Annotated in this window: 13 protein-coding genes and 1 tRNA gene; 7 read left to right on the forward strand and 7 right to left on the reverse strand. The window is 69.0% G+C overall.

Annotated features, from left to right (window positions below; genetic code table 11):
* Positions 1-4: 4 nt before the first annotated feature.
* Positions 5-358: a helix-turn-helix domain-containing protein gene (locus OV208_RS12520; RefSeq protein ID WP_267574067.1), complete on the reverse strand. Its 354-nt coding sequence runs from the start codon at positions 356-358 to the stop codon at positions 5-7.
* Positions 359-401: 43 nt separating this feature from the next.
* Positions 402-758, reverse strand: a complete 357-nt coding sequence (locus OV208_RS12525) for a helix-turn-helix domain-containing protein (protein ID WP_267574068.1) — start codon at positions 756-758, stop codon at positions 402-404.
* A 192-nt stretch (positions 759-950) separates the two neighbouring features.
* Here OV208_RS12525 and OV208_RS12530 point away from each other — a divergent pair, with 192 nt between their 5' ends.
* Both OV208_RS12530 and OV208_RS12535 read left to right on the forward strand, forming a co-directional pair.
* Complete coding sequence (locus tag OV208_RS12530; RefSeq protein ID WP_267574069.1) at positions 951-2807, forward strand: serine/threonine-protein kinase; 1857 nt, start codon at positions 951-953, stop codon at positions 2805-2807.
* 47 nt (positions 2808-2854) lie between these two features.
* The gene (locus OV208_RS12535; RefSeq protein ID WP_267574282.1) at positions 2855-3748 is read left to right on the forward strand and encodes a DUF2381 family protein; all 894 of its coding nucleotides are present in this window, start codon (positions 2855-2857) and stop codon (positions 3746-3748) included.
* 179 nt (positions 3749-3927) lie between these two features.
* On the opposite strand, the gene OV208_RS12540 is transcribed toward OV208_RS12535, so the two are convergent.
* The 3 genes from OV208_RS12540 to OV208_RS12550 all read right to left on the reverse strand — a co-directional run bounded on the left by OV208_RS12540 (position 3928) and on the right by OV208_RS12550 (position 5480).
* Positions 3928-4026, reverse strand: a tRNA-Sec gene (locus tag OV208_RS12540).
* 60 nt (positions 4027-4086) lie between these two features.
* Entirely contained in the window at positions 4087-4377 is a 291-nt protein-coding gene (locus OV208_RS12545) for a hypothetical protein (RefSeq protein ID WP_267574070.1), read from the reverse strand.
* A 29-nt stretch (positions 4378-4406) separates the two neighbouring features.
* Positions 4407-5480 carry a metallopeptidase family protein gene (locus tag OV208_RS12550; RefSeq protein WP_267574071.1) on the reverse strand — a complete coding sequence of 358 codons (1074 nt, stop codon included), beginning with the start codon at positions 5478-5480 and terminating at the stop codon, positions 4407-4409.
* 88 nt (positions 5481-5568) lie between these two features.
* Between OV208_RS12550 and OV208_RS12555 the strand changes: the two genes are divergently transcribed.
* On the forward strand, positions 5569-5925 hold the full coding sequence (locus OV208_RS12555) for a response regulator (RefSeq protein ID WP_120543824.1): 357 nt from the start codon (positions 5569-5571) through the stop codon (positions 5923-5925).
* A 178-nt stretch (positions 5926-6103) separates the two neighbouring features.
* Complete coding sequence (gene groL / locus OV208_RS12560) at positions 6104-7753, forward strand: chaperonin GroEL (protein ID WP_267574072.1); 1650 nt, start codon at positions 6104-6106, stop codon at positions 7751-7753.
* 112 nt (positions 7754-7865) lie between these two features.
* Here the strand turns inward: groL and sinK are convergent, their stop codons facing one another.
* Positions 7866-9383 carry a hybrid histidine protein kinase/response regulator SinK gene (gene sinK / locus OV208_RS12565; protein WP_267574073.1) on the reverse strand — a complete coding sequence of 506 codons (1518 nt, stop codon included), beginning with the start codon at positions 9381-9383 and terminating at the stop codon, positions 7866-7868.
* Positions 9384-9551: 168 nt separating this feature from the next.
* On the opposite strand from sinK, the gene OV208_RS12570 reads away from it, so the two are divergent.
* The gene (locus tag OV208_RS12570; protein WP_267574074.1) at positions 9552-9941 is read left to right on the forward strand and encodes a demethoxyubiquinone hydroxylase family protein; all 390 of its coding nucleotides are present in this window, start codon (positions 9552-9554) and stop codon (positions 9939-9941) included.
* Between the two features lie 69 nt (positions 9942-10010).
* Here OV208_RS12570 and OV208_RS12575 read toward each other — a convergent pair whose 3' ends face one another.
* On the reverse strand, positions 10011-11396 hold the full coding sequence (locus OV208_RS12575; protein WP_267574075.1) for a diguanylate cyclase: 1386 nt from the start codon (positions 11394-11396) through the stop codon (positions 10011-10013).
* A gap of 52 nt (positions 11397-11448) precedes the next feature.
* Between OV208_RS12575 and OV208_RS12580 the strand changes: the two genes are divergently transcribed.
* Complete coding sequence (locus OV208_RS12580) at positions 11449-12264, forward strand: chemotaxis protein CheW (protein WP_267574076.1); 816 nt, start codon at positions 11449-11451, stop codon at positions 12262-12264.
* A gap of 117 nt (positions 12265-12381) precedes the next feature.
* Complete coding sequence (locus tag OV208_RS12585; RefSeq protein WP_267574077.1) at positions 12382-13641, forward strand: response regulator; 1260 nt, start codon at positions 12382-12384, stop codon at positions 13639-13641.
* The last annotated feature ends 43 nt before the right edge of the window (positions 13642-13684 follow it).

Consider the following 13684-nt stretch of genomic DNA (forward strand, 5'->3'; position numbering starts at 1 on the left):
TGCCTCAACGCGCCAGCGCGGAGGCGACGTGGAGGAGGGCGTCCAGATCCTCCTCCTCCAGCTTCTGGGCGAGGTGGAGGAGGCGGCGCAGCTTCGGCCCCTCTTCCTCCTGGGAGCGCTGAGACTTCCGCCCGCTGGCTTTCGGCGTCAGGCCCATCAACGTTTCGGGTGACACCCGCAGCTCTCCGCAAAGTCGGTAGAGGGAGGGGACACTGGGCAGCATCTTCCCGCGCTCCAGTCGGCTGTAGACGGCGTGCACCAGCCCGATGCGCTCGGCGACTTCGGCCTGCGTCAGTCCCAGGTGCTCGCGGGCGGCGCGTGCCGCGGTGCCAATGGTGATGGCCAGTTCTTCGTTCATGGAGGGTGCGGAGCGTATCCGAGAAGCCCGCGCCCGGTCCGCGCTACCTGGGCCTGGGGAGGAGGTGGAGAAGGGCACGCACCTGGGAGTCCTTCAGGTGGCGGATGCGAAGGAGGAGTTGGTGCCGGGCGGGGAACTCGCTGCGGGCAGCTACGGAGGGCCCGTGGCCCATCAACTCGTCCGGAGAGGCGCCCAGCGCGGCGCACAGGCGTTGGAGGGTGGAGACGCTGGGATGGATGAGGCCTCGCTCCATGCGGCTGTAGACGGCGGCGGCGAGCCCCACGCGCAAGGCGACTTCGGCCTGGGTGAGGCCCAACCGGGCGCGAGCGGCCCGCGCCGCGTTTCCGATGGTGCTGGCGAGTGGCTGGGAAACGGCGGGCAGCGGGGACGGGGCTGGCATGGCGCGAGGGTAGCGCATGGCAGGCCAAGGGTGAATGCTGGAGGTTGGGTGAAAATGAATGGATGCTGCGAGTCCATAAGAGGCCTCGCCCGCGAGGAGGGATTCCCGGGTTTCTCGCGCCTCTGGTAGCGTGCGCACGCCGTAGGGAGGACGTCGCATGCGAGTGGCCGGCAACCCCGAAAGTAGGACGCCATGAGGCCGCCGCCCGCCATCTGGGCGCCTGGGGCCCAGGTGCTGGGCTACACGGTGGAGAGGCAACTGGGGCAGGGCGGCTTCGGCACGGTGTACCTCGCGCGGTGCGAGGGCCAGTCGTGCGCGCTGAAGCTGTTGCACCTGAAGCGGGTGGGTGAGCGCGCGGAGCGTGAAGTCTCCATCCTCACCCGCCTGCGCCATCCCAACGTGGTGGGGATTCTGGGACATGGCTACTGGCCGGTGGCGGAGCCTCAGTTCGCCGTCATCGCGATGGAGTACGTCGCCGGGCGCCAGTTGGACACATGGGCCGATGAGGAGAACCCCACCGGGCGGCAGGCGGCGCGCGTGGCGCTGGACGTGGCGCGGGCGCTCGCCGCTGCGCACGCGGACGGGGTGGTGCACCGGGACGTGAAGGAAGCCAACGTCATGGTGCGCACCGCCGACGGCCTGGCCAAGCTTGTGGACTTCGGCATCGGCGACTACGAGGGCGCGCGCTCCCTGACGCAGGACATCCTGCCGCCAGGGACGCCGGACTACCGCTCTCCGGAGGCGTGGCGCTTCTTGCGAAGCCAACGGGACGTGCCGGGTGCCCGCTTCACGGCCGGCCCTTCGGACGATTTGTGGGCGCTGGGCCTCGTCTTCTACCGGCTGCTGACGGCTCGTTTCCCCTTCGATGGCCCGGATGCGAACACGTTGACGGAGGCCATCCTCTCCAGCGCGCCAACGCCGCCCCACGAGGTGAATGAGCGCGTGCCCTCGGTGCTGAGCGCCGTGTGCCTGCGGCTGTTGGAGAAGACGCCCGAGGTGCGGACGTCGAGTGCCCAGGCCGTTTGCGCGTCGCTGGAAGAGGCGCTACGCGGCGCCGACCCGATGTGGGATGTGCCTCTGTGCGAGGCCTACGACGAAGGATCAGCGACCACGGAAGGGGACGGGGACAGCTTCGAGAAGTGGCGCCATCGACCACGGCATCGGCCACGCCGGGGCAAGCGTGCGGCACGGGAGAAGCGGCCAGCTCCGCCTGCCGACGTAGAGCCGGACGCGGTGGCGGCTGCATCGCCTCACGTGACGACCGTGCGCGTGTCACCGCGGAGGATCCGTCGTCCGCGTGCCTGGGCGGCGCTGGCGCTGGCCGTGGTGCTTGTCGCCATGGGCGCGGTGCTGATGCGGTGGACGCCGCGCGTTTCGCGTCCCGAGCCCACCCGTCAGGAAGTAGCGCCCTCTGGCAAGTCGCCTCAAGCTGGTTTGGCCGCAGCTCCCATCCGGCCCGAGGCCATCGCTGCGGCCGTCGCTCTCCCCGCGACGCTTCAGGAGGTTTCAGCCACCGTGATGACGCAGCCGAAAGAGACGCAGCCCCTTCTGTTCCCCTCGAAGCCCGCGAAGAAGGGCATGGGCGTCATGGCCCGTGCTGTCGGCACGGTGGCGGCATGCACGGCGCTCGCGTGCCCAGGTCCGCAGGTGCGTCCGGCACCTCCTCCGGAGCCGTGTCCAAAGGGTGCTCTGAAGGCCATGGCGAAGCTGGGCATCGACATCGGTGACAAGCACGAAGCTGTTTTCACCCGTGACCGCCCGCAGTTCATCTCTGTTCGAGAAGGCCCTGCCCAGGTGACCTTGTACGGCGATTGGGAGGAAATGCCGAAAGGGACAGTTCTGGCTGGCCGGCTAATCGTGCGGGACCGCGTTTACGGGCGACTCACCTTGGCGACAACGCCGAAGGGCGACAGTTTTCCTGTCTGCCTGGAGGTCTACGACGTGCAAGACGGGGAACGAGGAATGGCACGCGAGCCCGGAAACGACTCACCCTCCAGTGCCCGTATCTTCACGAGCGAACGCGTGAAGGCGGTGAGCGAGTTTGAGTAGCAGCACCACCTGGGAGTAATTGTCGAGTGCCATCTTATTCTTTCGTCGTGCTCCTAGGGTTGCTGTTCGTAGCTGATACGGCAGTCGCTCAGGCAGAGGGGACAGCGTCGGTGCCGGGCGCACGCCGCATTGAACTACCGTCGGATGACGTTCAATTCGCACCCGAAATCGCGATCAGCTCGGGGCTCTCGACGGCACTCTTCTTCGATTCCGACTTGATGCGCGACAGTGTCGAGCTAGAGGGGCGGGATCGCTTCACACTCGTGGATGTGGGGCAAGCCACCATCCGCCTGGTGCCTTCGTCGCGTGTAACTCCAGGCGAGCGGTTTCGTCTGGTCGTGCGATTCAGGGATGGCGCAGCCCCCTTGAGCGCATTCTTCCTTCTTCGAATCCATCCGGCAAAGGCAGAGTCTCTCATTGAGGTCTATCGCGTGAAGCGGACGATTGAGACGTACCAGCAGGAAGCCCGCGAGGCTCATGCGGAATTGCTGCGCTGCCAAACTGAGAACGCAAGATTGATGGCTGAGCACGATTCTCCGGGAGGGCTGGCAGGCCTCATCTCCACCGGAGGAATGGACGAGCATGGTGTAACCGGGCGAGTCGTGATCAAGGACATCTCCCAATTACCTGGGAGTGACCTGACGGCCTCTTACGTCACGAGCTACCGCTCCACTACGGGCATGGCGGTGGACATCAAGTTGGACGTGAAGACTGGGGCTCAGCCATGGCTCGCGCAGGGCGCAACTCTCAAGGGCAAGGCCGGCGTGGAGTTGAAGGTGATCCGCGTGTGGCAACGCACGCCAATTCCAGGAGGAAACGACGGTCGAGTTGTCGTGGAAGCCGAGGCCTCACCAGAAACAACCCGAGGGCCCTTCACACTCAAGCTCTGGGAGGAAGACGGGCGGCGCACAGTCGTGTTCGGCAACGTGATGTTCCCCTAGGGAGCCCGTTGCTGATTCCTCGTCGTCCCTGACGGCGAGTTTTGCTGCCTCAGTCCTCGCCGTTACATGCTGCGCAGTAACGCAGCGGTAACGCAGTCGAGTGGACTGGTCTGGACGCGCCTGGACGCAGCAGGGTACGGTTTCCATGGGGCAGGTGGGGCGTAACCCCTCGGAAGCATTGGCGGTAGGGCACGGGAATCGAACTCGCCAGGGACTGCTCTCGCAGCCCCTCACCGGTTTTGAAGACCGGGCCGGCCACCAGGTCCGGAGGCCCTACCGCGCACGATTACTGCTTTTCGGACCGGGCCCCGTCAATCCACCTGATGGGCCCCATGGCTTCACTGACAGATGCCCGGACAGTCCGCGCTCGCCCCGGGTGCGCACGTATCGGACGGATCATCCACGCAGCTCGTCCCCGTCGCGCAACCGCCGAAGAGCCCGCCGCAACACCGGAGGTATCCCTGGGGCACGTCGCACGACGTCGAGAAGCTCTCGCACGTCCCCGTCGAGGAGCGCGCGAACACCACCACCTGCGGACAGATGATTGGCTCTTCCTCTCCGTCCCCCGTGCACGCCCCAAGCCCCAACACCGCCACTGCCATCAACCCCAGCTTCATCCAGGTTCGCATGGCGGACATCAGGGCAGGGGAGGGCGGCGCTAGTCCAGCCCCCGCTCCCAAAGGTCGTCCTCATCCAGACCCATCAGGTGCCCGACCTCGTGCATCACCGTGATGCCAATCTGTTCGATCAGCTCCTCACGCGTGCGCGCGAAGCGCTCCAGGTTGCGCTGGTACAGCACGATGGACGCCGGGAAGTGATCCGCCGCGTCCGTCACGCTGCGCTCGCCCACCGGCGTGCCCCGGAACACGCCCAGGATGCACGGCGACAGGGGCGGCTGCTGCCCCAGCAGATCCTCGTCAGACGGCAGGTCCTCCACCGCCAGCGTGACGTTGTCCATGTACTGCTTCACCTGCGCGGGCAGGGCGCGCATCGCGTCCTCCACCGCCCGGTCGAACGCCGCCTCCTCCAATGCCACCGGGGGCGGAAGCTCCTCGGGCGCCAGCACCTGCGCGCGGCCGAAGCGCTTCTTCGCCTCGCGCGCATCGCCCTTCCGCTCCGCGATGAGCCCCAGGTAGTGGTGTGCCCACGCCTCCTCCGGCGTGTCCTTCAGGACCCGCTCGAAGGCTTCCTGCGCGGGCGGGAAGCGGCACAGCTCGAACAGCGCGATGCCCCGCTCCAACTGCGCGTCTGGCGAGCGCGGCATGTGCTCCAGCGCCGCGTCCAGGCTCTTCAGCGCGGCCTCGCACTCACCCAACTGGTTGAGGCCCAAACCCTCCAGCAGAAGGAACTCGTAGACGAGCTCCACGTCGTCGGCCTTCTGCGCCAGCTTCCGGCCCCGGGCGCACCACTCCAGGCCTTCCTCCACCGCCTCCCGGTCCTCGCCCGTGCGGCAGACCAGGAACTCGGCCGCGCCAAAAAGGATCTCCAGGTCCTCCGGCGCCACCTTCAGGGCGGCCCCATAGGCCCGGCCCGCGTCCTCCAGCCGACCCACCTCCACCAGCGCCGCAGCCCGGTAGTGCAGGGCTTCTGGTGACTCCGGGACGTCCTTGAGGAGCGCTTCGGCCCGGGAAAGCGCGGCTTCGAAGTCCGTGGCCTCGAAGGCGTCCGCCACCTGGTCCAGTCGCGCGTCCACGCCCTGCGCCTCCCCTTGCTTCGCCGTGCGCTTCACCATTCGGGCGGGCAGCTAAGAAGCCGTGCTTCGCGTTGTCAACGACCGGCGTGGCTGTTACCTTCCAGCGCCCCGTTTTGCCCAAGTCACCGTGAACATCCTGGTCGTAGACGATGATTACGAGCTGTGCACCATGCTCTCTCGCTATCTGGAGATGCATGGCTACACCGTGTTCTCGGCGTCGGACGCCCTGCAGGCGCTGGACATCATGGAGCGGCACCCCGTGGGGCTGGTCATCACCGACTACCTCATGCCCCACCTGGACGGCATCTCCTTCACGGGCATGCTCAAGGCGGACCCGCGCTTCCAGTCCATCTCCGTCCTGATGATGACGGCCAGCAACGACGCCAACATCTCCGACCGGGGCCTGCGCAAGGGCGTGGCCATCACCCTCCAGAAGCCCCTGGACATGGGTCAGTTGCTGAACCTCGTGCGCTTCGCCGAGTAGCGCCCGGCAGGTCGCCCGAGCCCCCCGTCCGGGCGGGCTGGAAGGCGTCCGCGGGGCCACACGTTTGCCCCTTTCCGTTGACATCGTCGATGCGACCCTTATGTTGGCGCTCGACATGGCCGAGTGCTAACGGCCATCCCCATTCAAAGAAATTCCCCAAGTATTATCGGAGGTTGCGATGGCAGCGAAGGAAATCTTCTTCCACCAGAACGCGCGTGATTCCATCCTGCGCGGCGTAAGGATCCTGGCGGATGCGGTCGCGGTGACCCTGGGGCCCAAGGGCCGCAACGTGGTCATCGAGAAGAGCTTTGGCTCGCCCACCATCACCAAGGACGGCGTCACCGTCGCCAAGGAGATCGATCTCGAGAACCGCTTCGAGAACATGGGCGCCCAGATGGTGAAGGAGGTCGCGTCCAAGACCTCCGACAAGGCGGGCGACGGCACCACGACGGCCACCGTGCTGGCGCGGGCCATCTATGAGGAGGGCCTGAAGCTGGTGGCCGCCGGCCACAGCCCCATGGACCTCAAGCGCGGCATCGACAAGGCCGTGGAGGTGGTGGTCGCCGAGCTGAAGAAGATGTCCAAGACGACCACGGACAAGCAGGCCATCGCGCAGGTGGGCACCATCTCCGCGAACGGGGATGAGACCATCGGCCAGACCATCGCGGACGCGATGGAGAAGGTCGGCAAGGAGGGCGTCATCACGGTCGAGGAGGCCAAGGGCCTGGAGACGACCCTGGACGTCGTCGAGGGCATGCAGTTCGACCGCGGGTACGTGTCTCCGTACTTCGTGACGAACCGCGACCGCATGGAGGTCGTCATGGACGACCCCTACATCCTCATCAGCGAGAAGAAGGTCTCGTCGATGCAGGACATGATCCCCGTGCTGGAGCAGGTCGCGCGCTCGGGCAAGCCGCTGCTCATCATCGCGGACGACATCGAGGGCGAGGCGCTGGCCACGCTCGTGGTGAACAAGATCCGCGGCGTGCTGAACGTGGCCGCGGTGAAGGCGCCGGGCTTCGGTGACCGCCGCAAGGAGATGCTCAAGGACATCGCCACGCTGACGGGCGGCATGGTGGTGAGCGAGGAGCTGGGTCACAAGTACGAGAACCTGAACCTCACGGACCTGGGCCGCGCCAAGCGCATCACGGTGGACAAGGACAACACCACCATCGTGGACGGCAGCGGGCAGAAGGCGGACATCGAGGGCCGCATCAAGCTCATCCGCACCCAGATTGAGACGGTCACCAGCGACTACGACCGCGAGAAGCTCCAGGAGCGGATGGCGAAGCTCGTGGGCGGCGTGGCGGTCATCAACGTCGGCGCGGCGACCGAAGTGGAGATGAAGGAGAAGAAGGCCCGCGTCGAGGACGCGCTGCACGCGACCCGCGCGGCCGTCGAAGAGGGCATCGTCCCCGGCGGCGGTGTCGCCTACATCCGCAGCCTCAAGGCGCTGGATGGCCTGAAGCTGGGCGGCGAGCTGGACTTCGGCGTGGAGATCATCCGCAAGGCCCTGACGGAGCCCCTGCGCAAGATCGCCAGCAACGCCGGCGTCGAGGGCGCGGTCGTCATCAACAAGGTCAAGGAAGGCACCGGCGCGTTCGGCTTCAACGCCCGCACGGAGACCTACGAGGACCTGGAGAAGGCGGGCGTCATCGACCCGACCAAGGTCGAGCGCACCGCGCTGCAGAACGCCGCCTCCGTGGCGTCCCTGCTGCTCACCACCGAGGCGATGATCGCCGAGCGCCCGAAGAAGAAGGGCAAGGGCGGCGGCGGTGGTTCCGGCGGCGGCACGCCGGACTACGGCGGCGACGACATGGACTACTGAGCCCCGCGCTCAGTGAATCCCACTCGGGGCGGGCCTTGAAGGTCCGCTCCTTCGTGAGCTTCCGGCCCCGGTGGGCCTCGCGCACTGCGAGGCGCCCGGGGCCGGGGCATTTTCAGGGCGCGGACTTCTTGAACGCGAGCCCCAGCTCCCGGCTGAGCGCCGTGGTGTCGGAGAGCAGCTTGGGCAGGCACGCGGAGGCTCCGGCGCGCAGGGACGCCAGCGCGGTCTCCATCGTGAGGTGTTCGGCCAGCACCACGAAGGGCGTGCCCTGGCTGAGCGCGCGGCCCAACTCCAGCGCCTTCTTGCCGTACGCGGGCGCGAAGTCCCATGACACCACCACGCCTACGGGCGGCTCCAGCGCGGCCATCTCAGCGCTCACGATGATGCGCGCCTCCAGCCCCAGCAGGGCCAGGGCCTCTGAAATCTGCCGCGCCGTAGCGGGGTTGTCCTCCAGCACGTCCACCCGGCGCGTCGTGGGGCTCGGGACGGGGGCGGGCGCGGCCGGGGGCGCGTACAGGCCCTGGCGCAGGAGCGTTCGCACCTGGCGGATGTCGTCGAAGGGCTTGAGCAGGTAGTCCACCACGCCCAGTTGCAGCGCCTGCTGCGTCGTCACCAGCGACGGGTAGCCCGTCATCAGGATGACGCGCGAGGCGGGGTTGAGCCGCCGCGCGTGCTGGGCCAGCTCCAGGCCGGAGATGCCCGGCAGGTTCTTGTCCGTGACGATGAGGTCCACCGGGGTGGAGCGCAGCAGCTCCAGCGCGGCCTCGCCGGTGGCCGCTTCAATGACTTCGCACTCCTTGTCCATCAGGTCCTTGAAGACCATCCGGATGATGCCCTCGTCGTCCACCACCAGCAGGCGCTTGCGCTGCGGGAGCGGCGCGTCCGTGGGCGGAAAGAGCACGCGGAACACCGTGGCCGGCGGCGGCACCTCGTGCATCGCGGACGGGGGCGCGAGCGTTATCTGCGCGTGGTGCTCGTGCGCGATGCGCCGACACACGGCGAGGCCCAGGCCGGTGCCGCGCTTGTTGGCGGTGACGTAGGGCTCGAAGATGCGCGCTCGCAGCTCCTGGGGGATGCCCGGACCCCAGTCCGCCACGTACAGGGCGGGAGATGCGCCCTCGTGCGCCAGCCGCACCTTCACCCGGCCCCGGCCGGCCATGGCGTCGCGCGCGTTGTTGAGCAGGTTGAGCGTGAGCTGTTCGATGAGTCGCGCGTTGCCCAGGATGGTGATGTCCTCGGGCGCCTCCACCTCCAGGGAGATGCGCGCCGAGTCCGGGTTGACGCTGAACACCTTCGCCGCCGCCCAGATGGGCGCGGCCAGGGACTGCTTCTGCTGCGGGGCGGGTCGCTCGCTGGCCAGGCGGATGAAGTCGGAGACGATCTGCTCCATCCGCTCCACCTGCGCGAGCAGCAGCTTCAGGGGGCCGCTGGAGCCCCCCTCCTCGGCGAGCAGCTGAGCGTACGCCTTGGCGCCCAGCAGGGGCTGGCGCAGCTCATGGAGGACCTCCGCGGCGACCTGATGGGTATGGGCGTTGGCGCGCTGCAAGGCCACCGCCGCGAGTCTGGCCGCGGGCAGATCTCCTGCTTCCAGGGCCTGGAGCAGTTGCGCGAGCGGCGAGGGGGTCTCCATGCCGGGGAGCATGGCGGAGGCAGGTGTTCACGTGCAACGCACCCCCGGCGGGAATCGGTTGACCCCGTCCTCGCTCGCACGGATGCTCGCGGCCACCTTCCAAACCGGGGTCCGGACGGCGACGTTGCGCGCGCCCGGGTGGCCGGTCCCCCTGTCGCTGAGGTCCGCATGCCGCAGACGAACCCGTTCCACTCGTTGGTGCCCCGGAAGCTGACGGACTCCGAACTGGCCCGCTCCATCCGGCTCAACATCGAGGCGGAGCTGGACGCCATCAACCTCTACGCCGCGCACCTGGATGCGACGGACAACGAGGAGGCCAAGGCGATCCTGCGCCACGTCATGGACGAGGAGCGCGAGCACGCGGCCCTGTTCTGGCAGCTCATCGCCCGGCTGGATCCCGCGCAGGCCCAGCACGACCGCGACGCTTCGCAGAAGTACCGCCTCATCACCACCGGCGCGTCCCACGAGGAGGTGGAGGCGGTGGGCGAGGGTGGCAGCGTCGCGGAAGTGGATCCGGAGCTGCCCAAGCGCCTCACCGTGGGCAGCCTGCGCAAGTAGGCGCCGTGGGGCCGGAAGCGTCCCCGCGTGGCCCCCGGGCGGGATGAGGCCCGGGCGGTCCGGGCACCTTCAGCCCTGCGGGTTCGGAGTCGGCGGGCCCTGGCGACGCTCGGCCGGGGTGGCCTCAAGGTCCTGCGCCGCCATGTAGACGACGTTCCGGCTGCCGCGCTTGCCCCGGTACATCGCCCGGTCGGACAGGTCCAAGAGGGTGTCCTTGTCCTGGGCGTGTTCGGGGAAGCTGGCCACGCCGATGCAGGTGGTGAGCTTGAGGGCCAGCCCTTCGCGACCCAGGAACTGGTGGGTCTCCATGGTGCGCCGGATGCGTTCGGCCACCTTGAGGGCGCCTCCGGAGTCGGTGCCTCGCAGCAGCACCACGTATTCATCGCCGCCGAAGCGCGCCACCACGTCCGGGTCGCGCACGCAGCCCTTGAGCACGCGCGCGGCCTCCACCAGCACCCGCGAGCCCACCAGGTGCCCGTGCGTGTCGTTGATGGACTTGAAGCGGTCCAGGTCCAGGAACAGCAGGGAGAAGGGCCGCTGCGTCTGCACGGCTTCGTTCACCTCGCGGTCCAACACGAGCTGCAGGTAGCGCGTGTTGAACAGGCGGGTGAGGTCGTCCACGTACGCCAGGTCCTCCACGGCGGCGAAGCGCCCCAGGTTGCGCAGGGCCAGCGCCCAGTTGCGCACGAGGAAGCTCACCGTCTCCGGGTGGTGCTCCGGGGGCGCGCTGTCGTGGAAGAGCACCGCGTGGCCCAGCACCGTGTCGCCGTCCACGGCGGGGAAGGTGTGGGTGCGCGGCCAGGGCACCTGGAGCCCGTCGAGCACCAGGGGCTCGCGCGAGTTGGACAGCCGATCGATGAGCACCGGCAACAGCGTGTCGTGCAGGTCCTCCGGCAGGCCGCGCATGCCGTGCGCGCGGAAGCCGGCGGTGGGAGCGCGCTCCAGGAGCATCACGGCGGAGGCGTTGGCCATGGACTCCAATGCCTCGGAGGTGGCCGTGGCCAGCCGTTCGCGGTCGAGCGTGGTGGCGATCCGCTGGCCCGCCTCCAGGAGCGCGACGTGCTGGCGCAGGGAGGCGTTCTCGCGCATCAGGTCGCGCGTGGTGAGCGCGCGGCGCAGGGCGTGTTGCAGGGCCTCCGGCGCCACGGGCTTGACCAGGTACTCCGCCGCGCCGCTCTTGATGGCGCGCACGGCGGGGGCGACCTTGTCCAGGCCGGTGATGACCACCACCTCCACGCCGGGGTAGCGCTCGCGCACGTGGCGCAGCACTTCCATGCCGTCGCCGCCGGGCAGGATGAGGTCGGTCACCACCGCGTCGAACCGCTCCGCGGAGAGGGCGGCCTTCGCGTCCGCCACGGTGGGAACGGCCGTGACGATGTGTCCCGCGGCCGTGAGGTAGTCGCCGTAGAGATTGCGAGCGATCTTTTCGTCGTCGACGAGGAGCAGTCGCGCCATGACTGTTCACGGCTTAGCACCAAGCCCCGGAACGCTGCTAGGGTCCCCACCCGTGTCCCCCTTTGAAAGCGGACGCCGGCTCTGCCTTCTGGTCGAGGCCGGTGAGACGCGCTACGCCGTGGAGGCCACCTCCGTGATGGAGGTCGCCATGCCGGGCGCCCGAGGCACCAGCCTGCGGGGCGTGCTGGAGGTGAAGGACCTGTCCGCGCTGCTCGGCGGGCCGCCGGAGGACGTGCCGGGCATGGTGGTGGTGCTGGACGTCAGCCCCACGCTCGCGGTGCGGGTGCGTTCGGTGGTGGAGGTCGCGGACGTGGCGCGGGATCCGTTCTTCCTCCTGCCCCCGGGTCTGGCGGACTCGCTGGCGCCCTTGAGCCGGGGCGCGGTGCTGCACAAGGACCGGCTGTACCTGGAGCTCATCGTGGAGGCGCTGCCCCACCGGGTGGGCCCCCGGGCCGCGCCCCCCGAACCCCGGCCCGTGCACTGGGCGGACGTGCCGCCGGAGCGTGCGCTGGTGCTGGAGTCGCAGGGCGTGCTGTTCGGCGTCCCATTGAGCAGCGTCTCCCAGGTGGTGCCCAAGGGCGTGTCCTTCAGCGTGCTGCCGGTGCAGAGCGGGCCGGTGGCCGGCGTCTACCCGCATGCGCAGGCCCTGTGGCCCATCTGTTCGGTTCCGGCGCTCCTGGGCGCGCCTGCGTTGGCGGAGGAATTGTTCGTCCTCACGGAGCTGGCCGGGCGGACCGTGGGGCTGGCGGCCACCCGGGTGCTTGGTGTCCTGCAAAAATTCAAGCCCGCCGAGCTGATGGGCACGTTCAAGGCACCGGGTCTGCCGGATCCCGTGATGTTCCTGGATCTGCAGCGCATGTTTTCTTGATCGGCCAGATGCGCGAACCCTAAGCTTCTCCGATTGACACAGGGCCGGCAGGCAGGCTTGCTCGCCCGAAATCTCAAACGAATTCAGGGGGGTATGCGCCCCCCGAGGCCGGAGCCGATGCCCAAGAATCTACTGATCGCTGACGACTCGCTCACCATCCGCAAGGTGATCGGGATGATCTTCGCGACGGAAGACTTCCAGGTGACCGCGGTGGACAACGGGCTGGACGCCATCACGCGGACGCGTGAGCTGCGCCCGGACGTGGTGCTCGCCGACGTGATGATGCCCGGAAAGAGCGGCTACGAGGTGTGCGAGGCGCTCAAGAGTGACCCCTCCACCCAGGCCATTCCGGTGATGCTGCTGGCCGGAACCTTCGAGGCGTTCGACGAGAACCGCGCCAAGGCCGCCCGGGCGGATGACCACATCACCAAGCCCTTCGAGAGCCAGATCCTCCTCGACAAGGTGAAGGCGCTGGTGGGCCAGAAGTCCAACACGATGCCTGCGTCCGCCGCGACGCGCGTCTTCCCGCAGACGACCGCGCCCGTGCCGCCCCAGGCCGCCGCGCCGCAGCCGCCTGCCGCCGCGCCTCCGGGTGCGCGTCCTCCCGGGCCGGGTGCGCCGCCTCCGGGCATGGCGCGTCCGCCTCCGGGCGCACCGCCTCCGGGTGCACGTCCTCCCGGGCCGGGTGTGCCTCCGCCTCCGGGCATGGCGCGTCCGCCTCCGGGCGCTCCGCCTCCGGGTGCGCGTCCTCCCGGGCCGGGTGTGCCTCCTCCGCCGGGCATGGCGCGTCCGCCTCCGGGCGCTCCGCCTCCGGGTGCACGTCCTCCCGGGCCGGGTGTGCCGCCGCCTCCGGGCATGGCGCGTCCGCCTCCGGGCGCACCGCCTCCGGGTGCGCGTCCTCCGGGTCCTGGCGTGCCGCCGCCTCCGGGCATGGCCGCGCGTCCTCCGGGCCCTGGCGCTCCGAACATCCCGGGTGGGTTCCCGCGTCCTCCCGCCGGGGGCACGCCGCTGCCGCCCTCGCACGCGCCCGCGGCGGTTCCGCCGGCCGCCCGTGCACGGGATCCGTTCGGTCTGGGGGCTCCGGCCGCGGCGCCTGCCGCCGTGCAGGCCCGCCAGGAGAGCATCCGCATCGAGGACTCGCTGCCCGAGCACAGCGGCGCGGAGGAGATCTCCCTCGACATCGGTGGGCCCACGCCGGCCGCCGCGCCCTCGCGCCGTCCCGCGGATGGGGGCGAGGCCCTGCTTCGCGAGGCCCTGTCGAAGGCCTCCCGCGAGGTCATCGAGAAGATCGCCTGGGAGGTCGTACCGCAGTTGGCGGAGACCATCATCCGGCAGGAGCTCGAGCGGCTCATCAAGGACCGCGAGACCCAGCATTGATTCGCAGTCCCCTCTGATTCCCCGCCGGCCCCGTCGGGGGCCG

Origin of the sequence: Corallococcus sp. bb12-1 (assembly GCF_026626765.1) — a bacterium.
In the GTDB taxonomy this organism is placed as follows: domain Bacteria; phylum Myxococcota; class Myxococcia; order Myxococcales; family Myxococcaceae; genus Corallococcus; species Corallococcus terminator.

What these genes read in the sequence shown, in the direction of transcription:
- OV208_RS12575 (WP_267574075.1), bottom strand. Translation starts at nt 11,396, where the DNA reads ATGGCGCGACTGCTCCTCGTCGACGACGAAAAGATCGCTCGCAATCTC.
- OV208_RS12585 (WP_267574077.1), top strand. Translation starts at nt 12,382, where the DNA reads ATGCCCAAGAATCTACTGATCGCTGACGACTCGCTCACCATCCGCAAG.
- sinK (WP_267574073.1), bottom strand. Translation starts at nt 9,383, where the DNA reads ATGGAGACCCCCTCGCCGCTCGCGCAACTGCTCCAGGCCCTGGAAGCA.
- OV208_RS12530 (WP_267574069.1), top strand. Translation starts at nt 951, where the DNA reads ATGAGGCCGCCGCCCGCCATCTGGGCGCCTGGGGCCCAGGTGCTGGGC.
- OV208_RS12570 (WP_267574074.1), top strand. Translation starts at nt 9,552, where the DNA reads ATGCCGCAGACGAACCCGTTCCACTCGTTGGTGCCCCGGAAGCTGACG.
- OV208_RS12520 (WP_267574067.1), bottom strand. Translation starts at nt 358, where the DNA reads ATGAACGAAGAACTGGCCATCACCATTGGCACCGCGGCACGCGCCGCC.
- OV208_RS12525 (WP_267574068.1), bottom strand. Translation starts at nt 758, where the DNA reads ATGCCAGCCCCGTCCCCGCTGCCCGCCGTTTCCCAGCCACTCGCCAGC.
- OV208_RS12545 (WP_267574070.1), bottom strand. Translation starts at nt 4,377, where the DNA reads ATGCGAACCTGGATGAAGCTGGGGTTGATGGCAGTGGCGGTGTTGGGG.
- groL (WP_267574072.1), top strand. Translation starts at nt 6,104, where the DNA reads ATGGCAGCGAAGGAAATCTTCTTCCACCAGAACGCGCGTGATTCCATC.
- OV208_RS12550 (WP_267574071.1), bottom strand. Translation starts at nt 5,480, where the DNA reads ATGGTGAAGCGCACGGCGAAGCAAGGGGAGGCGCAGGGCGTGGACGCG.